Below are 22,482 nucleotides of genomic sequence, written 5' to 3'. Positions count from 1 at the left end.
TGCGGCGTGTGGCTCGGCTCGGGATCCCTCCCGAGCCGAGCCACCGGTCCAGTCGTGGCCGCCACCATGGCGCCCTTATTCGTTGAGGCGCAGCAGGTGTCGGCCAGAGAACGGCCCGCCGTGCTCCTGCTCCCACGTCCCCAGGTGCCGCTTCCTGTCCTCGACAGACGGGGCCAGGAAGTTGAAGTAATTGAGGATGACCGCGCGGGCTTCGTCGACGGTGTATGTCGTCCCGGACGGGACCGGTCCAAGGCTCTGCACCGTGACGCCAGCCGGAGTGCAGCGCACGACGGATGAGTTGCCCTCGAACTCCTCGTACGCGCAACGCCCGGACGCCACGTCGTCGATGCACTGCAGCAGTTCTAGGCAGTCCGGGGCGTAGCTCTGGATATCGCTGGCGAGTTGAGAGGCGAGGTCGAGGAAGTGCCGCTCGCCGCTCGTCATGCTTGGCGCACCGTACTGATTACGGCCAAACTCGACGTGCCTCATCGTCAGTTCCCCCACCGGCTCGGTCGTCGCATGCACAGCAGGAATAGTCTCGCGGACATGCGGGGACGATTCGGTGCGCTCAGACGGTGGTACGGGAAACGCCGACGGCTTGTTCGCCGCACCCTTCTCGCGATGGTGGTCGGCGCGGTGCTGCTGACCGGCGGCACAGTGGCCAGCGTGACGTGGATTCGCGACGCGGCCGACGGTCACATCTACAGCGAGGCGGCTGTGCCGGACGCGCCGGTCGCCCTCGTGCTGGGCACCAAGGTAGACGCGGACGGCAGCCCGTCGCCGTTCCTGGCGGCTCGGTTGGAGATCGCGCGCCGATTGTTCGACGCCGGCAAGGTACGGGCGATCCTGGTGTCCGGCGACAACATGAACGCCGACTACAACGAACCCGCCGCAATGCTGGGCTGGCTGGTCGACCGGGGAGTGCCGGCGCGGAAGGTGGTGCTCGACTTCGCCGGTTTCGACACGTACGACTCGTGCGCGCGGGCCGAGCGCATCTTCGGGGTGCGACGTGCGACGGTCGTGACCCAGTCCTTCCACCTCCCCCGCGCGGTGGCCCTGTGCAGGGACCTTGGCATCGACGCCAGTGGGGTGGGCGACGAGACCGCGCGGCGTTACGCCCAGACGTGGCGGGTCAGCTCATCGCGGGAGAACGGCGCCTGCCTGAAGGCCGTGCTGGATCTGCTCTCCGGCCGGGATCCGGCGCACCTCGGTCGGCGGGAGACGGGCGTCGACGACGCCCTGCGGGACGACTGAACGCGGGCTTCTAGTCGACGGATAACAGTGGCATTGTCGGCCCGAAGATCTCAAGGGGCCGAAGCGAGAGAGAGGAGCTACTCGACGAACTCGGCCAGGCGGGCGTCGTTCTTCATTGACGGGTCCGTTACGCGATCGCCGACCGCGCCGCTCAGCGGGGCGGGCCGGCGCTGTCGCGGACGATGAGTTCGGTGGCGAGTTCGACCCGAGGGCTCTCGGTCCTCTCGCCGCTGGCCAGGCGCAGCAGCGTCCGTGCGGCCAACATGCCCATCTCGGCCAGGGGCTGACGAACGGTGGTCAGCGGCGGGGAGCACCACCGGACCTCCGGCAGGTCGTCGAAGCCGACCACGCTGATGTCGTCGGGCACCCGCAGGCCGCGTTTGCGGACCGCCTCGTAGACGCCGAGTGCCATCTGGTCGCTGGAGGCGAAGATGGCGGTGGGCGGGTCGGGCAGGGCCAGCAGTTGCGTACCGGCGGTGAAGCCGGCCTCGTGGTAGAAGTTGCCGGGACGGATCAGGGCGTCGTCGATGGGGATGTCGGCGGCGCCGAGGGCAGCCCGGTAGCCGTCCATCCGGGCCCGGCTGCACATCAGGTGTGGCGGGCCGGCGATGAAGCCGATGCGGCGGTGGCCGAGGCTGATCAGGTACTGGTTGGCGCTGAGACTGCCCGCCCAGTTGGTGGCGCCGATAGTGGGTGACTCCTGCGGGTCCACCCCGGCCGGGTCGATGATGACGACCGGCAGGTGGAGCCGGCGCAACTCGGCCTGCAACGGCGGGTTCACCATCGAGGTCACGAAGATGACGCCCTCGGTGGAGCGCGTCCGCATGTTGTCGAGCCACTGCTTGGCCGAGGAGATGCGCCAGTGGATGGCCGAGACGACGGTGCCGACGCCGCTGGTCTGGCCGACGTCCTCCACCCCGCGGATGATCTCCACGGCCCACGGGCTGTCCAGGTCGTTGAAGACCAGATCGATGAGGGCCGCATCGGTACGCCGGGCCGGTGACCGGCGGCGGTAGCCGTGCCGGTTGAGCAGCGCCTCGACGCGTTCGCGGGTGTCGGGGGCGACGTCGGAGCGGCCGTTGATGACCCGGGAGACCGTGGGTACGGAGACACCGGCCAACCGCGCGATCATGGCGATGGTGACGTTTCGGCCGTTCTCCGTGCCCACGGTCCCCCCTTCGTCCTGCTGGAAGCCTCAGGTCTGCTCGCGGTGCTGCGATGTCATCCCTTGACGCTGCCGGTCAGGCCGCCGATCAGTTGCCGTTCGGCCACGGCGTAGAAGCCGAGGGCTGGCAGCATGGACAGCACGACGTAGGCGAGCACCCGGGCGGTGTCGTCGGCGTACTGGCCCTGGAACGCCTGGACTCCGACCGGCAGGGTCCACCAGCTCTGGTCGCTGAAGACGACCAGCGGGAGCATGAAGTTGTTCCAACTGGTCACGACGGCCAGCACCGACACGGTGGCCAGGGCGGGGCGGGCCATCGGCAGCAGGACTTTCCAGAAGAACCCGAAGTAGCCGCAGCCGTCGAGGATGGCGGCCTCCTCGACCTCGGCCGGGATGGTCCGGAAGAACTGACGCAGGATGATGATGGTGATCGGCAGCCCGAAGGCGGCCTGCGGCAGGATCACCCCGAGCGGGTTGTCCAGCAGACCCATGCCGCGGAGCAGGACGAACAGCGGCAGGATGGCCACCGCGAACGGGAACATCAGGCCGATCGCGAACAGGGTCACCAGGAACTCGCGGCCCCGGAAGGCGTACCGCGCGAAGACGAACGCCGCCATCGCCGCCGCGGCGACGACGATGAAGGTGCTGCTCACGGCGATGAGGAGACTGTTGCCGAGCTGCCGCCAGAACACCCCGTTGCCCAGGATCTCCAGGTAGTTCGGCACCCAGGGGTCGGGCCAGCCCAGCGGGTTGGTGGACAACTGGCCGTTGTCCTTGAAGCCGCCGAGGACGCCGAACCACACCGGCACGACGATGAGCGCCCCGACGGCGATGCAGACGAGGTGCAGCAGGACGCTGCGGGTCCGCTTGGCGCGACTCGCCGTGGCGGTCATCGCTGGCCTCCCTGAGTGGTGATCGCGCCCGCGGTGTCACGACGCAGGACGACGCGTTGGTAGAGCAGGGCGAAGACGAGGCTCAGCAGGAACATGATGATGCTGATCGCACTCGCGTAGCCGACCTCGAAGCGCCGGAAGCCGTACTGGTACATCGTCACGGCCAGGGTCTCGGAGGAGTGGATCGGGCCACCGCCGGTGAGCACCCACACCATGTCGAAGAGCTGGATGGTGCCGATGACCGACAGGAACACGCTGATCCGGATCGTCGGGCCGAGCAGGGGCAGGGTGACGTGTCGGAACGCCTGCCAGGCGGTGGCACCGTCGGTGACGGCGGCCTCGGACAACTCCTTGGGGATCCCCTGGCGGGCGGCCAGGAAGAGCATCATGTAGAGGCCGAAGTACTTCCAGGACACCACCAGGAAGACCGCGAACAGCACGGTGTCCGGGTCGGCGAAGATCGTCCCCGCGTCGGCGCCCAGCCACTTGGCGACCCCCTCACCCAGCCCTCGGTTGGGTGAGAACACCAGGGTGAACAGCACGGCCGTGGTGACCTCGGAGAGCACGTACGGAGCGAAGAAGATCAGCCGATAGACGGCCCGGCCGCGAAGGGGCTGGTTGAGGAGCATGGCCAGGGCCAGCGCGGCGGGCAGCTGCACGACCAGGGACAGCACCACCAGCACGAGGCCGCGCCGCAGGTCGCCGCGGAAGGTCGGGTCGGCGAACGCCCGGGTGTAGTTGTCCAGCCCGATGAAGTTCTCTGGCAGCCCGAAGCCGTTCCACTTGTAGAGGCTGGCGTAGCCGGCCACCACGATCGGGGCGAGGACCAGCAGCACGAAAAGCGCCAGGGCTGGCGCCAGGAACACGGCAAGGACGCGACCCCGGCCCGGCCGGGGCTGGCGGCCGCGCAGTCGCGCGGTGCCCGGCCCCGTTGCCGGCGGATCCGTTGCCGGGTCGCCGCGCCTCATCTCCGACACGGTCGATGGCCTGGTCATTCCTGCTCCACTCGGGTTCTACGGCCGGCTACGGATGGGTGATGGTTCACGGTCAGGCGGTCTTCGCCACCTGCGTGATGTCCTTGAGGATCGCCGCCGGCTGCTTCTTGCCGGCGATGATCTCCGCGACGCTGTCGTTGATCTGCTGCCCGAGCGCGGGGGCGTACGCCTGGTCGAGGTAGAGCTGGAAGCCGGTGTTCTTGGCCAGGGTCTCCGCCACGGCCTTGCCGTTGGCGTCGGGAATGGCCGAGGTGGCGTCCTTGACGGTCGGCAGCACCGCCCCGGTCTGGGCGGAACGCTTCTGGTTCTCGGCGGTGAGCAGGAACTTCAGGAATTCGATGGTGGCCGCAGGGGCGTCCTTACCGACGGCGAAGCCGTTACCGCCGCCGAAGACCTCGGTCACGGAGCCCTTGCCGCCGTCCACCGCGGGGAACGGGAAGAAGCCGAGCTTGTCGCCGATGCCCTTCTTGCTGGTGGAGCTGGACCCCTGCACCGCCGGTGCCCACTGCCCCATCAGCTCCATGGCGGCGCCGCCGTTGCCCATGGTGGCGGCCTGGCCGTCCGGCGAGCCGTACTCGGCGCCGAGGAAACCCTTCTGGAAGGGCTGCAGGTCGACGAGCTCCTTGAGCCGCTCACCGGCGGCGACGAGGTCGGGAGTGTCGAAGTTCTTGTCGTCGACGGCCTTCTGCAGCGCACCCACCCCACCGATGCGCATCGCGAGGTAGGACCAGTAGAAGTGGGCCGGCCACTTGTCCTTGCCGGCCAGGGCGACCGGGGTGATGCCGGCGGTCTTGAGCTTGCGGACCGCGTCGAGCAGGGCAGCCCAGGTGCTGGGGGTCTCGGTGATGCCGGCGCGGGTGAAGAGGTCCTTGTTGTACCAGAACCCGACCATGCCGATGTCGAACGGAATGCCGTAGATCTTGCCGTCGATGGTGTACGGCTGCATCGCGGCGGGCAGGATGCCGGCGACCAGATCCTTCAGGTCGTCGGTGAGGTCCTTGACCAGACCCGCGTCGACCTGCTGCTTGAGCACGCCGCCACCCCAGGACTGGAACAGGTCCGGCGGGTCGCCGGCCTGGGTGGCGGTGGTGAGCTTGGCCTTGAACGCCTCGTTCTCCAGCGGCTGGATGGTGATCGTGACGTTGCTGTGTGCGGTCTTGTACTCGTTGGCCATCGCGGCCCAGACCGGCAGCATCGGTTCGGTGTTCTGGATGTGCCACCAGTTGATGGTCTGCGGTGCGGTCGGGTCGCTGGACTCACCGTCGCCGCTACAGGCACTCAGCAGGTATGCGCCAGCGCCGGCACCGGCGAGGCCGAGCAGCGTTCGGCGGGAAACGTGCATAGTCATGATCCATCCCTTCGGGGACTCACGGGGTGCTCGGACGCCGGCCGAGCCGGCGGGGTGGGACCTATGGATCTCCGGAACTTTCATTGCTTCGCCGGTATTACCGGTCGATGGCCGGCACGCTACGAGCTGTTTCGGCAACGGTCAAGGCCTCTGTCCTATTGCGAAAAGACCGGCTAGCGTAGGCAGGACTTCCAGCGATCCGGGACCGCAAGTTTCCGGAAGTTCCAGACAGTCCGTCCAGAGGAGCCTCGTGTCGACCGACATCGCTAACGTGGCGACCGCTACCCGGTCGATCCGCAATCCCATCCTCGCCGGCTTCCACCCGGACCCGTCGATCCTGCGCGTCGGCGATGACTACTACCTGGCCACCTCGACCTTCGAGTGGTATCCAGGCGTGCTCGTGCACCATTCGCGTGATCTCGTGAACTGGCGCAGCCTGGGCGGGATCATCACCGACCGGCGTCTGCTCGATCTGCGCGGTTGCGGTGACTCCAACGGGGTGTGGGCGCCCGACCTGACGTACCACGACGGTCAGTTCCACCTCGTCTACAGCGACGTGGCCAGCTTCGCCAGCGGCTACTGGGATCCGCAGAACTTCCTGATCACCGCCGACGACATCGCCGGCCCCTGGTCAGACCCGGTAAAGCTGCACGGTCGCGGGTTCGACGCGTCGCTGTTCCACGACGACGACGGCACCAGTTGGCTGCTGAGCATGAGCGCGGACTGGCGACCCGGCCGCGACCGCTTCGGCGGCATCGAGATCCAGCAGTACGACCGGGCCGCGCGCCGCCTGGTCGGCAGCCCTCGCATCCTGTTCACCGGCACCCCGGTCGGGGTCACCGAGGGCCCGCACGTGTACCGCCACGACGGCTGGTACTGGCTGATCACCGCCGAGGGCGGCACCAGTTGGGAACACCAGGTCACCGTGGCACGGTCCCGGGAGCTGTTCGGCCCGTACGAGGTGGACCCGGACGGGCCGCTGCTCACCTCGGTGGACCGACCCGACCTGCGCTTGCAGAAGGCGGGTCACGGCAGCCTGGTCCGTACGCAGGACGGCGAGTGGTACCTCGCCCACCTGGTTGGCCGCCCGTACACCCCGCTGGGCAGCTGCGTACTGGGTCGGGAGACCGCGATCCAGCGGGTCGAGTGGCCGTCCGGCGGCTGGCCGGAGATCCCCGGAGGGGTGCCCGCCGACGAGGTCGTCGCACCCGACCTGCCCGCGCACCCGTGGCCGGCGGAGCCCGAGACCGACCACTTCGAGGGCTCGGAGCTGGGCCGGTTCTGGTCGACGCTGCGTCGGCCGGCGACCGCGGACTGGGTCGACCTGCACACCCGCCCGTCGTACCTGCGGGTCCACGGCGGGCAGTCGCCGGTCGGTCGACAGGCCCCCAGCCTGGTCGCGCGACGCGTCGGCGCGATGCACTGCTCACTGGAGACCGTGGTGGAGTTCCAACCGGTCGACCACCGTCAGCTCGCCGGGATCACCGCCTACTACAACACCCTCAACTGGCACCACCTCTACCTGACCCGCGCCGACGACGGGCGGACGGTGCTGGAGCTACTCAGCTCCGACAACGGGCGGCGCACCGCGTACCCCGAACTGACCGTCGACGTCGACGGCGTAACCCGGGTGGGTCTGCGGGCCGTCTTCGACGGGCCGGTGGTGCGCTTCGAGTACGACCTCGGCGCAGGTTGGCAGCGGGTCCCGGTCGAGTTGGACGCGACTATCCTGTCCGACGAACACGCCGCGCTGATCATCGACGGTGAGCCGGCGGCGTGGGGCTTCACCGGGGCGTTCCTCGGCCTGTGGGTGCAGGACCTGGGCGGCGACGGCGTGTACGCCGACTTCGACCTGGCCACCTACCGGGAGCAGTGACGCACGCGGGCGGCACCCGGTCGGGTGCCGCCCGCGTTTCAGCTCGTGCTACTTGACCTGGGCGGCGACGGTGCGCAGCTGGCCGAGCGTGGTGCGGAAGCCGTGCCCGGACGCGGCCGGGTCCTCGGCGAGCAGGCCGCTGACGGCCATGCTCTGGGAGCGGGTCGCGGCGACGGCCTCCGTGCCGGTTCCGCTCAGGTCGAACACGCCGAAGTCGCCGCTGAGGGTCCGGAACGTCGTCGGGGCCGCCTGGTCCTTGGCCAGGTAGAGCACCACGACCTGACCCGCCTCGAGCTTGGACATGTTCGCCATGTCGGGCACACCAGCGGGCATGCTGCCGAGCGTGATCCGCGTGCCAGCCTGCACGGTCGATCCGGTCGCCGCGCGCAGCACCTCGTCGACCCGGAATCCGGCCGCCTCGACCTCACCGCGTACCACCAGGTCCGCGGTCTCGCTGAGCTGCTGCACGGTGCCGTACCCGCGCAGCTTGCCCTTGATCGGCGGCGCGGCGTTGGTCGGCGGGGCGGCGCTGCTCGGGGCGGCGCTGCTCGGGGCGGGTGCGGCGGCCTTGTCGGCGCCGGCGCTGCCGCAGGCGGACAACGCCGCCGCGGCGAGCACGGCGGCGGCCGTGGCCCACAGAGGCCGGGTACGGCGGAGGTCGACTGCCATGGAACGCTCCTTGCGTCTCGGTGCCGTCCCGGGTCGTCTCGCTCGGAACGCGGCACTGCTTACACCCTCTATCTGTGCGCCCCGGGCTCCGAGTTCCATTCTTTTTTCCGGGGCTCAGCACGGGCCGCGCTCAGCCCCGTTCGCGCGCGAGCTGGCGAAGCTCGGCCAGCGTGGTGACGAACGCGCGGCCCGCCCCGGTGGCGTCCTCGGCGCGCAGCCCGGTCACCGACATCGCCGGCGACCGGCTGGTGGCCGCCTCCCCAACGACGTCGAAGATCCCGAAGTCGCCGCTGAGTGGGGTGTAGACGGGCCCCTGCGGGCCGCTGCGGGCCAGGTAGAGGACGGTCGACTGACCGGACACACCGGCCGAGTCCGTTCCCAACGTGATCTCGGTGGACACCGGGACGTCCGGTGCGCGGTAGAGCACCTCGGTCACCCGGTAGAGCGCCTGCCCGTCCGCCACCGACACCACCTCGCCACGGACCACCAGGTCGGCCGTGTCGGTGAGTTGGCGCACCGTGCCGTACGCCCGGATCTTGGCGACCGGGCCTGGCGGGACGGCCGGGCGGCTCGCCTCGGCCGACGGGAGCGCCGCCGGAGGCGCGTCGCCGGACCGGGCGGCGAGCCCTCCACCGACCCCCGCTGCCACCAGGACCAACGCGGCCGCCGCGAGCGCGGGCCGCAGCGACACGAAGGCCCTTCTTCGGGTACGCGGCTGCTGCGCGATCGCCGTCAGCAACTGCCTGCGGTGCAGCTCGTGCCGACCCGCCGGCAGGTCGTGATCACCGGGATGGGGGGCGATATCCGCCCACTCGGCCGGGTCCGGTGCGCTCACTGGCTGACCTCCCGTGCGAGCGAGGCGTCCACGACCGGCGGCCGCGATGAGCGCGGCGCGGCGTCGACGAGGGTTCGGAGTCGGGCGCGGGCACGCGACAGCCGGGATCGGACCGTGCCGACCGGAACGCCCAGCGCGTCCGCCGCGGACTCGTAGTCGAGGCCCTCCCACAGGCACAGGGTCAGCACCTCGCGCTCGGGCCGACGCAGCCGGGCCAGCGCGTCGATCGCGGCGGCGATGCGGCGGCTGTCGTCGAGCCGGCCGGCGACCTCGTCGGCGTGATCGGGCAGGGTGAAGTCGGAGGCGAGCAGCGCGGCGGCCGTACGGCGGTAACGGCGGTTGCTGCGGGTGTGGTTGCGGGCCTCGTTGGTGGCGATGCCGAGCAGCCAGGGACGCAGCGACCCGCCCTCCTCGGTGACCCGCTCCCGGGACCGCCAGGCCTGCAGGTATGTGGCGGCCATCACGTCCTCGGCCGTGGCCCAGTCGGCGGTGAGCCGGAACGCGTGGTTGTACACCGAGCGCGCGTACTTGTCGAACAGCTCGGCGAACGCGCCGGAATCACCGGCTCGCACCCGAGCGCGCAGACTCGACTCCATGACCATCTTCTGTCCGTCGGGCGGTGCTGGTTCCCGATGGACCGGCCCGTTGATCCGTTACGGCCCGACGATAGCCACCGGCACGTACGTTTCGCCAACAACGGGATGAACGGAACCCGTCACGCCTCGCGGTCGTCGATTGACGAGGAATCGACCGACTGGTATCTGTTAATACAGTTTCCTGATGCTCGCGGTGCCCGCCGGGGCGCGAACCGCCGCGCCGGGCCACCGACCGGCCGGCGGCACGCCGCCCCTTCCCCGAGGAACACCATGGTTCACAAGAGAACAGCCGCGTACGTCGTGGGCACCCTGCTGATCGGCGTCGCCGCCGCCGGCTACGGCCTGCCGTCGGCGAGCGCCGCGACCGCCGGCCCGATCACCGGCCTCGGCGGTAAGTGCGTCGACGTCGCCGGCGCCAACTCGGCCAACGGCACGCCCGTCCAGCTCTACGACTGCAACGGCAGCGCGGCCCAGACGTGGACCGTCGGCAACACCGACAACTCGATCCGCGCACTCGGCAAGTGCCTCGACGTCACCGCCGCGTCGACCGCCAACGGCGCCAAGGTGCAGCTGTACGACTGCAACAACACCGGCGCGCAGAAGTGGACCGCCAGCAACGGCGCGTTGGTCAACACCGCCTCCGGCAAGTGCCTCGACGTCACCGACCGGAGCACCGCGAACGGCGCCCGGTTGCAGATCTGGACCTGCGGCGGCACCACCAACCAGCGGTGGACCCTGCCGGGAGGCGGCACCCCCACGCCCACACCCACCACCCCGAGCGGGACCAACCTCGACGACCCGGCGAAGAAGGACGTCGCCATGCAACTCGTCTCGGCTGCGGAGAACTCCTCGCTCGACTGGCGGGCGCAGTTCTCCTACATCGAGGACATCGGTGACGGACGCGGCTACACCGCCGGCATCATCGGCTTCTGTTCCGGCACCGGCGACATGCTCGAACTCGTCGAGGCGTACACCCGCACCAAGCCCGGCAACGTGCTGGCCGGCTACCTGCCGGCGCTGCGCGCCGTCAACGGCACGCCGTCGCACTCCGGCCTCGACCCCAACTTCCCCCGCGACTGGCGCACGGCGGCCACCGACTCGGTGTTCCAGGCGGCCCAGGAGGCCGAACGCGACCGGGTCTACTTCAACCCGTCGGTACGCGACGGCAAGAACGACCAGGTCCGGGCCCTCGGTCAGTTCGCCTACTACGACGCGGCGGTCATGCACGGGTACGAGGGCATGCGCCAGATCCGCAGCCGCGCCCTGAACCGGGCCAAGCCGCCAGCACAGGGCGGCGACGAGCGGACCTGGCTCAACGCCTTCCTCGACGAGCGGGTCATCGAGATGAAGAAGGAGGAGGCCCACTCGGACACCTCCCGCGTCGACACGGCCCAGCGGGTGTTCCTCAACAACGGCAACTTCAACCTGAACACGCCGTTGGTGTTCGCCGTCTACGGCGACCAGTTCCGCATCGGCTAGGCCGGTGGGCGGGGTCGCCGGCACGCAGTTTCCGTTCGCCGACGACCCGCCGCTCTGCCCCTGCCCCGCCGTCTGGTGCCTGTCCGGCCGGTCCTGGCCGGCGGGACTTCGCCGGCGACCTGGTTCGCGGTCACCACCGGCGGACCGTTTACGGCAGGATCCTCTGGGTGGACCGACCCCTGCTCCTGCTCGACGTCGACGGTGTCCTCAACCCCTACGGGACTTCTCAACCACCCGCCGGTTACGCCGAGCACCACCTGTTCCCCGGTGAGGATCCCGTCCGCGTCAACCCCACCCACGGCGCCTGGATCAGCGAAGCGAGCGCCGTCCTCGACATCGCCTGGGCCACGAGCTGGAACGACGAAGCCAATCAACTCCTTGCTCCGCTTCTGCGCATCACCCCCCTGCCCGTGATCACCATGCCACCCGCGCCGTTCCATCCCAGCGACAAGATTCCGATCATCGCCGCCTATGCCCAGCAACGACCCGCGGCATGGATCGACGACCTGCACACACCGCAGGCCCACATCTGGGCCGCAGCACGCAGCAGCCCCACCCTGTTGATCACTGCCGACCCGACGATCGGCCTCACCCGCAGCTCCATCGATCACGTCATGGCCTGGGCCAAGGCTCTTCAGCGTCCGTTGGCGAACAGCTAGCGACGCCCCAGCCCTCGCTCGTACCCCGGGCACCAGGAAGCGCCGTCGACATCCAGCGCTCGCTCGTACCGGGACCAGGCGACGCGGTCAACACCCAGCCCCCTCGCTCAGGCCAAGCATCAGCCAGTGCTGTCGGGCAGCAGGCCCATCCTGGTCGCCACCGGAGAGGAGTTCGGCATCGACGAACCCGCCGGCGAGTGGCTAAGCGAATCGATCATGGCGACTGAACGCGTCGTACACCTGTTCTAGTCTCGGGTCATGGTCGAGGAGTTGGCGCAGGCAGACGACGCGGTCGCCGCCTGCGTCGACGCCGCCGCCTGGGCCCTGCCGGAACACGACCTGATCGGCGCGCTCGACGCCGCGCACCGCCTTCAGCAACGCCTCGCCGCCGTCACTCTCATCCTCATCCGCGAGATCGACGGCCGCGGGACCGCCCGCACGCAAGGTGCCTCCTCCACCGCGGTGTGGCTGCGCGAACACCTGCGACTCACCATCCCAGCCACCCGCCGCCTGATCGACCTCGCCACGGCCCTGGACACCGGCAACCCCGGCATCCGACAAGCGCTGGCTGACGGCGCCATCAGTCAGGACCAAGCCCGGGTCATCGCCGACACCGTCGCCACCGTGAACAGGTCGGCCGACGCCGAGACCGCCGACAAAGCAGTCGGTGTGCTCGTCGGCTGGGCCGCACAGTTCGACCCCACTCACCTGCGCAAACTCGGCACCCGCATCCTCGACCACGTCGCCCCCGACATCGCCGACGCCGCCGCCCGAGCCGCCCTCGAGGCCGAAGCCGCCCGAGCCACCCGCGATCGGCATCTCACGTTGTCCGAGCAGACCGACGGTCGACTCCGGCTCACCGGCACCCTCGACGCCGAAACCGCCGGCCTCTTCCGCGCCGCCATCGACCCACTGACCGCCCCATCCGGACCGGACGACTCCCGGTCCCCCGGGCAACGACACCACGACGCCCTCGCCGACCTCTGCCGACTCACCCTCCGGACCGGCCAACTGCCCGACAGCGGCGGCGATTCCGCGCAGATCGTCGTCACCACCGTCTATGACGCGCTCACGGCAAAGCTCGGCGCCGGCACCCTCGATACCGGCCTCAGCCTCACGCCAGACACGGTGCGCCGGCTGGCCTGCGACGCCACCCTGCTGCCCGCCGTCCTCGGCAGCGCCGGCCAGATCCTCGACGTCGGGCGACAACGCCGCCTCATCACCGGGCCGCTGCGCCGCGCCCTCGTCCTGCGCGACCGCGGCTGCGCGTTCCCCGGCTGCGACCGACCACCCCGCTGGTGCCACGCCCACCACATCCACCACTGGGCCGACGGCGGCACCACCAGCCTCGACAACGCCGTCCTACTCTGCGGCCACCACCACCGACACCTGCACCACAGCGACTGGACCGTCCACCTCGGGGGCGACGGCCACCCCCAATTCACCCCACCCGCCTGGCTGGACCCCGAACAACTCCCCCGCCGCAACCACTACCACCGACGAACATAGGAGCAGCCAGCAGAAGAACAGCACCCTTACGGGTCGGCGAACCGGTCTATCGGAGACAACCCGATGGGCAGCCGGCGGTATCGCGCACCCGGAGGTCACGGTAGATCCGCCTGGAGATCTGTGCGCCTTATTGCCTCAGGAAGGTGGTCACCGCCCGACGGAAGCCGTGCGGATTCTCGACCCACGGAAGGTGGCCGGCCCCGGCGAGGCTCACCCGCTGGCTGTTGGCCAGCGCGCGATGCAGCGAGTCAACGGCCCAGCGGGGCCGGATGTCCTCGGTGCCGTCGATGATCAGCACGGGCAGGTCGAGTGCTCGGCACTGCACGGCCAGGCCGGAGTTACTTAGCTCCTGCTTGACCTCGGCGTTCACAGCCTGGCCGCAGTCGTGGTTGATGCCCAGCCATGGCGTGGCCATCCGATCGGCGTGGCGCAGCGCCGTGCCATGGTCGGCAAAGTCGGCCGACCATTGCAGCACCGCCCATTCACGTTCCTCCGCAGGCGTGCGGACGCGCGCGCTGAGGGCCTCCCACCGGTCCAGATGAGGCCCGAGCCGCAGCCTCAGATTCCGCTTGTAGTGCGGGTGCCAGCCGCGATCGGGATCAATGCCGGTCCCGGACACGTAGATCAGATGGCTGACCCGTTCGGGGTGTTCGATGGCGTACCGCAACGCCAGGTGTGCACCCCACGAATGGCCCAGCAGGGCCGTTCGCGGACCGGCCAACTGGTCACGTACCGCGTCGAGATCGGCCACGAAGCGGGAGATGCCATACGGTCCGCGCCGCTGCGAGCGACCACAGCCGCGCTGATCCCATCGGATGGTGCGGGCATGCCTTTCGAGCAGCCGGGCCACCGGGGCGAAATAGTCCCACAGACCCGGACCCCCGTGGCAGAGCACCAGCGGCGGCCCGGCTCCGGCCTGCTCCGCCCACAGGCGGCAGTCGTCGTCGCGCACGCCCAAGTCCACGTCGACAGTATCGCGTGGCGACTTGACCTCAAGCTCGGGTGAGGTCCTAGCCTCCGGTATCGGAGGTTACGCATGAGCATGGAAGTTACCGCGTGGATGTCCCTGCACCACGCCATGAACGCGCAGGATGAGCGACCGCTGTCCCGCGCCACATTGAAGCGGATCGCGCAGTTCGCACGACCACACCGCACCTTGATCATCAGGTTCCTGCTGCTGAGTGTGGTGACGGCGGTTCTCACGGTGGCGGCGCCCGTCCTCGCCGGCCGGGTGGTCGATGCGATCGTCGACGGCGCCGACAGCGGCGTGGTGATCCGGTTGGCCGTACTGATCGCCGTGATCGCTCTCGCCGAGGCCGGGCTGGGCCTGGTGACGCGGTTTCTCTCCGCCAGCATCGGTGAGGGGTTGATCGTCCAACTGCGGACGGCGGTCTTCGATCACGTTCAGCGCATGCCGGTGGCGTTCTTCACGCGTACCCGCACGGGTGCGCTGGTCAGCCGCCTGAACAATGACGTGATCGGTGCGCAGCGGGCCTTCAGCGACACCCTGTCGAGTGTGGTCGGCAACGCCGTCACGTTGATGCTGACGTTGGCCGTGATGCTCACCTTCTCCTGGCAGATCACGCTGCTGGCGCTCGTCCTGCTGCCCATCTTCGTTCTCCCGGCTCGCCGGATGGGTTCGAGGCTCGCGCAGTTGCAGCGGGAAGCGGCCGAGCACAACGCCGCCATGAGCACCCGGATGACAGAACGGTTCTCGGCACCCGGTGCCACCCTGGTCAAGCTGTACGGGCGACCGGCCGAGGAGTCCGCCGAGTTCGCGGCGCGGGCACGTCGGGTACGGGACATCGGCATCCGCGCCGCGATGCTCCAATGGGTCTTCATCACCGCCCTCACCGTCGTCGGCTCGCTGGCGTTGGCCCTGGTCTACGGGCTGGGCGGTCTCTACGCCCTACGGGGCAGCCTCGACGCCGGGACGGTGGTCGCCCTCGCGCTGCTGCTGTCGCGTCTCTACGCACCGCTGACCTCGCTGGCCAGTGCTCGGGTCGAGGTGATGAGCGCACTGGTGAGCTTCGAGCGGGTGTTCGAGGTTCTCGACCTCAAGCCGCTGATCCTCGACTCCGCCGACGCCCGACCCCTCCCGGAAGGGCCGGTCGCGGTCGAGTTCGAGGGGGTGCGGTTCGGCTACCCCTCGGCGGACAAGGTGTCGCTCGCGTCCCTGGAGGACGTGGCGAAGCTCGATACGCGCGGCGGCGAGGAGGTGCTGCACGGCGTCTCGTTCCGCGCCGAGGCGGGGCAGATGGTCGCCCTCGTCGGCTCCTCCGGGGCGGGCAAGTCGACGATCGCGCAGCTCGTGCCTCGCCTGTACGACGTCGAGGACGGCACCGTGAAGCTCGGCGACGTCGACGTACGCGATCTGTCCGCCGAGTCGATTCGGACGGCTTTGGGCGTGGTGACCCAGGACGGGCACCTCTTCCACGAGAGCATCCGCGCCAACCTGGCCTTCGCTCAGCCGGACGCGACCGAGGACGAGATGTGGGAGGTGCTCCGGCGGGCCCGGCTCGACGACCTCATCCGTTCACTTCCGGACGGGCTCGACACGGTAGTCGGCGAACGCGGATACCGCCTGTCCGGTGGGGAACGGCAACGGCTCACCATCGCACGGCTGCTGCTGGCCCGTCCGCGCGTGGTCATCCTCGACGAAGCCACCGCGCATCTCGACTCCACCTCGGAGGCGGCGGTTCAGGACGCCCTCGCCGAAGCCCTGACGGGTCGCACGAGCGTCGTCATCGCGCACCGGCTCTCCACCATCCGGGCGGCCGATCAGATCCTCGTCGTCGAAGCCGGCCGCATCGTCGAACGCGGGCGACACAGTGACCTGCTCGCGGCCGGTGGCCGCTACCACGAGTTGTACCGCACCCAGTTCGCCCAGGACCAGCCGACGGTCCAGGAGCAACGCGTCGCCATCTGACGGTTCACGGGCACCTCACGACGCACGCGGCGGTCGGCCCGCCCACGAAGGACGGTCCGACCACCGCGTCACAGCGCGCCGCTGCCCACCGGTGAAGCACCCGGGGTGGGCGGCGGCATCCGGTCAGTCGTCGTCGTCCTTGTCGTCGCTGTCGTCATCGCTGTCGTCGGCGTCATCGGCGTCGTTGTCATCGGCGTCGACCGGCTCCTGCTCGGCCTTGACCACCGAGCCGTTGTCCCGGTCGACGTCCACCTCGTGCTCGGTGTCGCCCGCGACGATCTCGACGCTCCACACCGGGCGGCCGTTCTCCTGCTCGGCTTCGACCTCAACGATCTGACCGCCGCCGGCCTTGGCGAGCGCGATCTCACCGGCGCGCTTCTCGTCGACCGCGCTGCCCGCCGGCGCGTTGTCGGCCGATGACGTACCGGACGGCGTGCCGCTCGACGGCGTACCCGATGGGGTGTCGGCCGACGGCGAACCGCTGGCCCCGGGCGTGACAGGGACCAGCGGCGCGTCCGTGGCCGTCGGCGCGACAGTTGCCGCGGCCAGCGCCGTGCCGCCGGTCCGCGAGTCGTTCGCGGCGTTGACGCCGAGCGCGACCCCGGCCACCGCCAGCACCGCCGACCCGCCGACCGACGCCAGAAGCAGATTGGTGCGCTTCATCGTGGTGTCCACCTTTCCTCGGTTGTCGACTCCGAGGATCGGTCAGAGCGGGATAGCACCGCGCTGTCCGAACGCTAAGGCCGGGTTAAGCCGACGATCCTGCGCCGCCCCTTCGGGACTGTGCGTCGGGCTGAACCGGTCAGAGCGCCATCCGCATGAAGACGTTGGCGCGGGCGTACGGCGGAAGCGGGACCTGTTCCGGACCGACATGCTGGAAACCGGCAGTTTCGTAGAGGTGCACAGCGTTCGGAAGCTTGGTGCTGCTGCCCAGGAACAGGGTGGCCGCGCCGAGCCCGCGGGCGCGCTCGATCGCCGCCTCAATGAGCTGACGGCCGAGGCCCTTGCCCCGCACCGCCGGAGTCAGCGCCATCTTCGACAGTTCGAAGACGTCGTCCGAGCTGCGAACCAGGGCGACACAGCCAACGATCTCCCGGCCGTCGCGGACGATCAGCACGTCGCCGCCCGGGTCGACGATGGCCCCGAACGGGTCGTTGAGCGTCTTGCGGTCGGACTCCTCGATGGTGAAGAAATGGGAGATCCATTCTTCGTTCAGCGCCCGGAAGGCCTCGGCCTCCTCAGCGGTCGTCATGGACGTGACGGTCAGCGTGCTCGGGTTCATGGTGGGATTCTCCGGTCACCACCATTCGTACGTCCAACATCAGCCGTATCGACACGGCTAGCCGCGCCGGTTGAGTTCCGCCTCCAGCCGCTGGACGAGCGTCTTGCGGTCCTTGCCGGCGTGCTCGTTGCGCAGCGCGGTCTTGAGCTGTCGCGTGTCGAGTCCACGGACCAGCTTGGCCGCCTCGGCGACCGACATCTCCGACATCCGACCGGCCGTTGTGGCATCCCGGCGCGCGCGTTTGGCCGGCCCGGTGTTGGCGACGTACTGCTTGCCGGACCGGGACGCCTCGCGCTTCTTCGTGTCGGTCGCGCGCTTCTGGCTCTCCGACATCTCGTCCCAAGCCTTCTTGGGCAGGTAGCGACTCGTTGTGCCGCCCTTGCGCGCGTGGGTGTCGCCCTCTTTCGTCTGCCATTTCTCGTTGCCCCAGCGCTGGAGGGACTTCTGCCGCTCGTCCTTTTCGCCCAGGAATCCGCCGCCGCGCTTCTTGTACTCCTGAGTGACCAGCTGTGACTTGCGCGCCGACCACTGCCCCGGCTTGCCGCCCTTGTCGGAAGCCTTGATCTCTTCCTTGATCTGCTCTCTGAGCTCGGGTTTCGTATACCGCGCCATGACCTGGCAGCTACCCGGCACCGCAGCGCCTATGCGTCCCGTGGCGACGCCGGAGGCCCGAGCCGGAGCAGCACCTGCGCACCGCCTCCCGGGGCGGCCCGCAACTCCAGCCGACCGCCGGCGGCCTGCGCGGCACGCCGGGCGATGTCCAGGCCGAGACCGGTGGACCCGGCCGCGCTGGCGCCCCGCCGGACCGCCCCGGCCGGCATGCCCGGGCCCTCGTCGGCGACCGTGAGGACGACCTCGCCGACCTCGCGGGCCAGCCGCACCGCGAACGGCGTGCCGTCGGGGGTGTGCGCGAAGACGTTGCCGAGCAGGGCGTCCACGGCTGCCGTCAGGTTGTCGGCGGCCACACCGACGGGGAGCGGGCCGGGTGCCAGGTCGAGGGTGACCGCCCGCCCGGTGTCCTCGGCCAGCACCGACCAGAACGCGACCCGGTCGGCGACGATCGCCGCCGCGTCCGAGGCGGCCGGCTGCCCCGTCGGTGCGTGCCGCCACCGGGCCTGCCGGATCAGCCCGGTGACCGCGCGTTCGAGCCCGTCGGCGGCGGCGGTGATCCGGGCGGCGTCGTCCGGGTCCCGCAACGACTCCGCCTCCAGCCGCAACGCCGTCAGCGGCGTACGCAGCTGGTGCGACAGGTCGGCGACGTGTTCGCGCTCCTGCACCAGGAGCACCTGGATCCGGCCGGCGAGATGGTTGAGCGCGCCGGCCACCTCGCGCAGCTCGGCGGGGCCGGCCGGGGTGACCCGGGCGTCCAACTCGGCGTTGGCCAGCCGGTGTGAGACGGCCGAGAGGTCGCTGATCGGCCGGACCAGAGTGCGCGCCAGCCGGTCGGCGACCAGCAGCCCGATCAGCACGAGGATCGCGCCGAGCAGCGCCAGCACCAGCCAGGCCCGGGTGACCCCGGCGGTCAGCTCGTGCTGCGGCACCGCGATCCGGATCACCCCGGTGCCGTCCGCCCGACCCTGCACGGCGATGACCACCTCCCGGCCGGCCGCCGACTCGCCGGTGAGGCTCTGTCCGCGTGCGGCGAGGGCCACCGCGGGCGTACGGGGTGTCTGGGCACCCAGCACCGTGCCGTCGGGCAGGAACACGCTCACCGGTCGCCCGGACTCCGCGGCGAGTTGCTCGACGGTGAGCCGGATCGTCGCCGCGTCGGCGGTGCCGACCACCGGCACCAGGCTCTGCGCGTCGGCGGTGGCCCGAACGGTGGCCCGGTCCTCGGCGACGGTGCGGACCAGCAGCGCCAACGGCACCAGGAACGCGATGAGGGTGAGGACGCTGACTGCGCCGACCAACAGCGCGAGCCGGGCCCTCACGGCTGCGCCGCCGGGGCTTCGAGTCGCACCCCGACACCCCGCACGGTGTGCAGGTAGCGAGGCTGCTGGGCGTTCTCCCCCAACTTGCGACGCAACCAGGACAGGTGCACGTCGACGGTCTTGTCGGCACCGCCGTACGGGATCTGCCACACCTCCGTGAGCAGCTCACGTTTGGTGACCACCTGGCCCGGTCGGCCGGCGAGGTGGTGCAGCAGGTCGAACTCGCGGGGCGTCAGCTCGACCGCAGCCCCGTCGAGGGTGACCTGCCGGGCCCGGGGGTCGACGCGGAGCCCGCCGACGACGAGCGTCGGGTCCTGCCCGTCGGCGCCGGAGGGGCCTCGTCGCAGCACCGCCCGGACGCGGGCGTCGAGCTGTGCTGCGGTGAACGGCTTGACCACGTAGTCGTCGGCGCCCGCGTCGAGCACCCGGACGATCTCGGTCTCGTCGTCGCGCGCGGTGGCCACGATGACCGGCACCGCGCTGACCGCGCGCAGCATCCGCAGCAGCTCGCGTCCGTCCAGGTCGGGCAGGCCCAAGTCGAGCACGACGAGGTCAGGCCGGTCTTCCAGCGCGTCGCGGAGCCCGGCCATCGCGGTCGAGGCCGCAGCCACCGCGTGCCCACGTTCCCGCAAGGCTCGGATCAGCGGGGTACGGATCGTCAGGTCGTCCTCGATGAGCAGTAGGCGCGGCACACCTGGCAGGCTAGCGGCTCACCGCCTAGGACCACGCGATCTCGCCGTGGCGGTCGACGAAGCGGCCCGAGCCGTGTCCCGGACCTTCCGTCGCGAGAGTGACGATGGCGTCGGTGCCCTGGGTGACGGTCTGCGGACCGCTGTTTCCGTTGAGGTCCGTGGCGGTGTAACCGGGGTCGGCGGCGTTGATCCGGATGTCCGTCAGCGCCTTCGCGTACTGGGTGGTCAGCATGGTGAGCGCCGCCTTGGAGGACGTGTAGACGGGGGCGATGACTCCCGATTCGGCTCGCGAACGGTCATGGGTGGCTGCGAGCGAACCCATCGCGCTGCTCACGTTGATGATCACTGGGTCGGGTGAACGGCGCAGCAGGGGCAGAAACGCGGTCGTCGTCCGCACCACGCCGAGGAGATTGACATCGAGGACTGCGAGCAGGTCGCCGCTGGTCAGTTCGCTCGGGTCCCCGAACGGGCCGTGGATGCCCGCGTTGTTGATAAGCACGTCGATGCGACCCTCGTGCTCCTCGACCTCGGCGGCCGCGGCCGCGACCGAGTCGTCGTCGGTGACATCGATCTGCACGAAACGGGCTCCGAGGGTGTCTGCCGCCGCAGCGCCCAACTCGGGATCACGAGCGCCGACGAGAACGGTGTGACCCAGCTCGATGAGGCGACGGGCGGTCTCGCGACCGAGCCCCTTGTTGGCTCCGGTGATGAAGGTGATCGTCATGCGCCCATCGTTTGTCGCCGTCGAGGCCTGTACCAGAGACGTCGCGACGGTAGGACAAGCAATACCACCCTCCTCGTGGTGGTTTGCGAAACAATCGGGGGCGTGATGACGCGGGCCGCGGGACTGGGGGCGACGATTCGTGCGTGGCGCGACCGCCTGTCGCCGGCGTCCAGCGGGCTGCCCGCCGGCCATCGACGCCGAGCCGCCGGGCTGCGACGGGAGGAGTTGGCCGAGCTTGCCGGGGTATCGGTCGACTACATCGTGCGCCTGGAACAGGGGCGGGCGACCACCCCGTCGGCGCAGGTGACCTCCGCGCTCGCTCGTGCCCTACAGCTGACGTCCGCCGAACGCGACCATCTCTTCCGGCTGGCGAACCTAGCCGCACCGACGGACGGCCAGATCTCCGATCACATTCCGCCTGGGGTACAGCGGGTGGTGGGCCGCCTCGGTGACGCCGCCGTCGCCGTGTTCGCCGCAGATTGGCAGGTGATCTGGTGGAACCAGAGTTGGGCGGCTCTGCTGGGCGACCCGTCAGCGTCCCCGCCGGTTCGTCGCAACTTCGCCCGCGACACCTTCCCGGTGAACTCCGACGGGCCGGGGATGTCACGCTGGCCGGTGATCTCACTGGACGCCGCTGCCACGAGCGCCGCCGTCGTCTCCGACCTCCGGCGGGCCACCGGCCGGTTTCCCCGTGATCGACGCCTGGCGAAGCTCATCCGTGATCTCACGGAGGGCAACGAGCAGTTCGCCGACCTGTGGGCGGCCGGGACGGTCACCGCCCACCGGGAAGACCGCAAGATCGTCGAACATCCGTCGGTCGGCACCGTTCGGGTCGACTGCGATGTCCTGACCGACGGCGACGCCGAACTGAAGATCGTGATCCTCACCGCGGCCCCGGGCACCGACGACGAGACCAAGATCCGCCTCGCGACGGTGGCAGGCGTCCACGCCCCGGTGGGGTCTCCGGACCTCGACGACAGGGCCCGCCACCCAAGCGGGCGTTAACCGTGCCTTAGGGTCCGGATGTGCCGGCGACAACCGTGGATCGGGGATAGTCAGGCGATGGGCCGTCGTTCGATTCTCGTCGCCACCGGGTGGGTGGCCACCGCCGCCATCGCCACCCTGATCGGCCTGGGCGCGATCCGGTTGGTAGGCGAGAGCCTCACCGGCACCCCGGGTGGGGTGCGCAGCGAGGCCGAGATCGAGCGGGCGCTCGCCGCCCCGGAGCCCGCGCCCACCACGAGCACCGCCTCGGCCACGCCGGGCACGACGGGCACCGCCTCGGCCACGCCGGGCACGACGGGCACCGCACCGAGCGCCAACTCCGGGGCCCGCCGAGGGTTCGCCACCGACGGCGGCACGGCCGTCGCCGAGTGCGGCCCTGGCGGCGTACACCTCGTCTCCTGGGCGCCCGCGCAGGGTTACCGGGTCCGCGACGTGGACCGGGGCCCGGACGACGACGTCGAGGTCACGTTCCAGGGTGCGACCCGGGCGTACGAGTTGAAGGTGCGCTGCATCGGCTCGGAACCGGTGGCCGTCGCCGACGACTAGTAGTGCTTTGTTAGGTTCTGTGGCGTTTGTTGCGGTGTAACGGTTTCACGGGTTGGTGGCAGGTGATGCAGGCGCCGGTCCAGGTCGCGAGGAGT

The 22,482-nt window shown here is 70.1% G+C and carries 23 protein-coding genes; 8 read left to right on the top strand and 15 right to left on the bottom strand.

Translation table 11 applies throughout. The annotated features are described in order from the left end of the window. Positions 1-75: 75 nt before the first annotated feature. Positions 76-444: a hypothetical protein gene (locus IF46_RS0123975; protein ID WP_157563407.1), complete on the bottom strand. Its 369-nt coding sequence runs from the start codon at positions 442-444 to the stop codon at positions 76-78. 102 nt (positions 445-546) lie between these two features. Between IF46_RS0123975 and IF46_RS0123970 the strand changes: the two genes are divergently transcribed. Continuing rightward, on the top strand, positions 547-1,254 hold the full coding sequence (locus IF46_RS0123970; RefSeq protein ID WP_030490626.1) for a SanA/YdcF family protein: 708 nt from the start codon (positions 547-549) through the stop codon (positions 1,252-1,254). A gap of 151 nt (positions 1,255-1,405) precedes the next feature. On the opposite strand, the gene IF46_RS0123965 is transcribed toward IF46_RS0123970, so the two are convergent. From IF46_RS0123965 to IF46_RS0123950, 4 genes are all read right to left on the bottom strand, one after another. Next, positions 1,406-2,386, bottom strand: coding sequence for a LacI family DNA-binding transcriptional regulator (locus IF46_RS0123965; RefSeq protein ID WP_051724136.1), 981 nt, complete (start codon positions 2,384-2,386; stop codon positions 1,406-1,408). A gap of 89 nt (positions 2,387-2,475) precedes the next feature. After that, positions 2,476-3,312 carry a carbohydrate ABC transporter permease gene (locus IF46_RS0123960; RefSeq protein WP_030490624.1) on the bottom strand — a complete coding sequence of 279 codons (837 nt, stop codon included), beginning with the start codon at positions 3,310-3,312 and terminating at the stop codon, positions 2,476-2,478. After that, the gene (locus IF46_RS0123955; protein WP_030490623.1) at positions 3,309-4,307 is read right to left on the bottom strand and encodes a carbohydrate ABC transporter permease; all 999 of its coding nucleotides are present in this window, start codon (positions 4,305-4,307) and stop codon (positions 3,309-3,311) included. Before IF46_RS0123955 ends, IF46_RS0123960 begins: the two co-directional genes overlap by 4 nt. A 52-nt stretch (positions 4,308-4,359) precedes the next feature. Further along, entirely contained in the window at positions 4,360-5,655 is a 1,296-nt protein-coding gene (locus IF46_RS0123950) for an extracellular solute-binding protein (protein ID WP_030490622.1), read from the bottom strand. 250 nt (positions 5,656-5,905) lie between these two features. On the opposite strand from IF46_RS0123950, the gene IF46_RS0123945 reads away from it, so the two are divergent. Further along, positions 5,906-7,531 (top strand): glycoside hydrolase family 43 protein, encoded by a 1,626-nt coding sequence (locus IF46_RS0123945; protein WP_051724121.1) that lies wholly within the window; start codon positions 5,906-5,908, stop codon positions 7,529-7,531. Between the two features lie 48 nt (positions 7,532-7,579). On the opposite strand, the gene IF46_RS0123940 is transcribed toward IF46_RS0123945, so the two are convergent. The 3 genes from IF46_RS0123940 to IF46_RS0123930 all read right to left on the bottom strand — a co-directional run bounded on the left by IF46_RS0123940 (position 7,580) and on the right by IF46_RS0123930 (position 9,631). After that, entirely contained in the window at positions 7,580-8,200 is a 621-nt protein-coding gene (locus IF46_RS0123940) for a hypothetical protein (RefSeq protein ID WP_030490620.1), read from the bottom strand. 130 nt (positions 8,201-8,330) lie between these two features. After that, the gene (locus IF46_RS0123935; protein ID WP_030490619.1) at positions 8,331-9,035 is read right to left on the bottom strand and encodes a hypothetical protein; all 705 of its coding nucleotides are present in this window, start codon (positions 9,033-9,035) and stop codon (positions 8,331-8,333) included. Beyond that, complete coding sequence (locus tag IF46_RS0123930; RefSeq protein ID WP_051724120.1) at positions 9,032-9,631, bottom strand: RNA polymerase sigma factor; 600 nt, start codon at positions 9,629-9,631, stop codon at positions 9,032-9,034. Before IF46_RS0123930 ends, IF46_RS0123935 begins: the two co-directional genes overlap by 4 nt. A 270-nt stretch (positions 9,632-9,901) precedes the next feature. Between IF46_RS0123930 and IF46_RS33950 the strand changes: the two genes are divergently transcribed. From IF46_RS33950 to IF46_RS0123910, 3 genes are all read left to right on the top strand, one after another. Continuing rightward, the gene (locus IF46_RS33950) at positions 9,902-11,110 is read left to right on the top strand and encodes a chitosanase (RefSeq protein ID WP_030490617.1); all 1,209 of its coding nucleotides are present in this window, start codon (positions 9,902-9,904) and stop codon (positions 11,108-11,110) included. Positions 11,111-11,277: 167 nt separating this feature from the next. Continuing rightward, positions 11,278-11,769, top strand: a complete 492-nt coding sequence (locus IF46_RS0123920) for an HAD domain-containing protein (RefSeq protein WP_030490616.1) — start codon at positions 11,278-11,280, stop codon at positions 11,767-11,769. A gap of 258 nt (positions 11,770-12,027) precedes the next feature. Continuing rightward, positions 12,028-13,278: an HNH endonuclease signature motif containing protein gene (locus IF46_RS0123910; RefSeq protein ID WP_030490615.1), complete on the top strand. Its 1,251-nt coding sequence runs from the start codon at positions 12,028-12,030 to the stop codon at positions 13,276-13,278. 127 nt (positions 13,279-13,405) lie between these two features. On the opposite strand, the gene IF46_RS0123905 is transcribed toward IF46_RS0123910, so the two are convergent. Next, positions 13,406-14,230 (bottom strand): alpha/beta fold hydrolase, encoded by an 825-nt coding sequence (locus IF46_RS0123905; RefSeq protein ID WP_232234140.1) that lies wholly within the window; start codon positions 14,228-14,230, stop codon positions 13,406-13,408. An 84-nt stretch (positions 14,231-14,314) separates the two neighbouring features. Here IF46_RS0123905 and IF46_RS0123900 point away from each other — a divergent pair, with 84 nt between their 5' ends. After that, a complete protein-coding gene (locus IF46_RS0123900; protein WP_030490613.1) occupies positions 14,315-16,207 on the top strand; it encodes an ABC transporter ATP-binding protein in 1,893 nt (630 codons plus the stop codon). A 123-nt stretch (positions 16,208-16,330) separates the two neighbouring features. Here the strand turns inward: IF46_RS0123900 and IF46_RS0123895 are convergent, their stop codons facing one another. The 6 genes from IF46_RS0123895 to IF46_RS0123870 form a co-directional block, all read right to left on the bottom strand. After that, positions 16,331-16,870, bottom strand: a complete 540-nt coding sequence (locus IF46_RS0123895) for a PepSY domain-containing protein (protein ID WP_030490612.1) — start codon at positions 16,868-16,870, stop codon at positions 16,331-16,333. Between the two features lie 139 nt (positions 16,871-17,009). After that, complete coding sequence (locus tag IF46_RS0123890) at positions 17,010-17,459, bottom strand: GNAT family N-acetyltransferase (RefSeq protein WP_232234139.1); 450 nt, start codon at positions 17,457-17,459, stop codon at positions 17,010-17,012. A gap of 87 nt (positions 17,460-17,546) precedes the next feature. Further along, the gene (locus IF46_RS0123885) at positions 17,547-18,101 is read right to left on the bottom strand and encodes a DUF5872 domain-containing protein (RefSeq protein ID WP_030490610.1); all 555 of its coding nucleotides are present in this window, start codon (positions 18,099-18,101) and stop codon (positions 17,547-17,549) included. 29 nt (positions 18,102-18,130) lie between these two features. Further along, complete coding sequence (locus IF46_RS0123880) at positions 18,131-19,420, bottom strand: sensor histidine kinase (RefSeq protein ID WP_030490609.1); 1,290 nt, start codon at positions 19,418-19,420, stop codon at positions 18,131-18,133. After that, positions 19,417-20,112 (bottom strand): response regulator transcription factor, encoded by a 696-nt coding sequence (locus IF46_RS0123875; protein ID WP_030490608.1) that lies wholly within the window; start codon positions 20,110-20,112, stop codon positions 19,417-19,419. The genes IF46_RS0123880 and IF46_RS0123875 overlap by 4 nt, the downstream gene beginning before the upstream one ends. A 25-nt stretch (positions 20,113-20,137) precedes the next feature. Next, the gene (locus IF46_RS0123870; RefSeq protein WP_030490607.1) at positions 20,138-20,836 is read right to left on the bottom strand and encodes an SDR family NAD(P)-dependent oxidoreductase; all 699 of its coding nucleotides are present in this window, start codon (positions 20,834-20,836) and stop codon (positions 20,138-20,140) included. Positions 20,837-20,941: 105 nt separating this feature from the next. Here IF46_RS0123870 and IF46_RS0123865 point away from each other — a divergent pair, with 105 nt between their 5' ends. After that, the gene (locus IF46_RS0123865) at positions 20,942-21,841 is read left to right on the top strand and encodes a helix-turn-helix transcriptional regulator (protein WP_051724119.1); all 900 of its coding nucleotides are present in this window, start codon (positions 20,942-20,944) and stop codon (positions 21,839-21,841) included. Positions 21,842-21,898: 57 nt separating this feature from the next. Next, entirely contained in the window at positions 21,899-22,387 is a 489-nt protein-coding gene (locus tag IF46_RS0123860; RefSeq protein ID WP_030490605.1) for a hypothetical protein, read from the top strand. The last annotated feature ends 95 nt before the right edge of the window (positions 22,388-22,482 follow it).

It is taken from the genome of Micromonospora chokoriensis (assembly GCF_000718555.1).
GTDB classification, from domain to species: Bacteria; Actinomycetota; Actinomycetes; order Mycobacteriales; family Micromonosporaceae; genus Micromonospora; species Micromonospora chokoriensis_B.
This window is presented reverse-complemented; position numbering and strand designations above follow the sequence as displayed.

Bases quoted from the DNA above. Each gene is read 5' to 3' on its own strand.
- IF46_RS0123975 (WP_157563407.1), bottom strand. From the start codon at position 444: ATGACGAGCGGCGAGCGGCACTTCCTCGACCTCGCCTCTCAACTCGCC.
- IF46_RS0123970 (WP_030490626.1), top strand. From the start codon at position 547: ATGCGGGGACGATTCGGTGCGCTCAGACGGTGGTACGGGAAACGCCGA.
- IF46_RS0123965 (WP_051724136.1), bottom strand. From the start codon at position 2,386: ATGATCGCGCGGTTGGCCGGTGTCTCCGTACCCACGGTCTCCCGGGTC.
- IF46_RS0123960 (WP_030490624.1), bottom strand. From the start codon at position 3,312: ATGACCGCCACGGCGAGTCGCGCCAAGCGGACCCGCAGCGTCCTGCTG.
- IF46_RS0123955 (WP_030490623.1), bottom strand. From the start codon at position 4,307: ATGACCAGGCCATCGACCGTGTCGGAGATGAGGCGCGGCGACCCGGCA.
- IF46_RS0123950 (WP_030490622.1), bottom strand. From the start codon at position 5,655: ATGACTATGCACGTTTCCCGCCGAACGCTGCTCGGCCTCGCCGGTGCC.
- IF46_RS0123940 (WP_030490620.1), bottom strand. From the start codon at position 8,200: ATGGCAGTCGACCTCCGCCGTACCCGGCCTCTGTGGGCCACGGCCGCC.
- IF46_RS0123930 (WP_051724120.1), bottom strand. From the start codon at position 9,631: ATGGAGTCGAGTCTGCGCGCTCGGGTGCGAGCCGGTGATTCCGGCGCG.
- IF46_RS33950 (WP_030490617.1), top strand. From the start codon at position 9,902: ATGGTTCACAAGAGAACAGCCGCGTACGTCGTGGGCACCCTGCTGATC.
- IF46_RS0123910 (WP_030490615.1), top strand. From the start codon at position 12,028: ATGGTCGAGGAGTTGGCGCAGGCAGACGACGCGGTCGCCGCCTGCGTC.
- IF46_RS0123900 (WP_030490613.1), top strand. From the start codon at position 14,315: ATGAGCATGGAAGTTACCGCGTGGATGTCCCTGCACCACGCCATGAAC.
- IF46_RS0123895 (WP_030490612.1), bottom strand. From the start codon at position 16,870: ATGAAGCGCACCAATCTGCTTCTGGCGTCGGTCGGCGGGTCGGCGGTG.
- IF46_RS0123890 (WP_232234139.1), bottom strand. From the start codon at position 17,459: ATGACGACCGCTGAGGAGGCCGAGGCCTTCCGGGCGCTGAACGAAGAA.
- IF46_RS0123885 (WP_030490610.1), bottom strand. From the start codon at position 18,101: ATGGCGCGGTATACGAAACCCGAGCTCAGAGAGCAGATCAAGGAAGAG.
- IF46_RS0123870 (WP_030490607.1), bottom strand. From the start codon at position 20,836: ATGACGATCACCTTCATCACCGGAGCCAACAAGGGGCTCGGTCGCGAG.
- IF46_RS0123865 (WP_051724119.1), top strand. From the start codon at position 20,942: ATGACGCGGGCCGCGGGACTGGGGGCGACGATTCGTGCGTGGCGCGAC.
- IF46_RS0123860 (WP_030490605.1), top strand. From the start codon at position 21,899: ATGGGCCGTCGTTCGATTCTCGTCGCCACCGGGTGGGTGGCCACCGCC.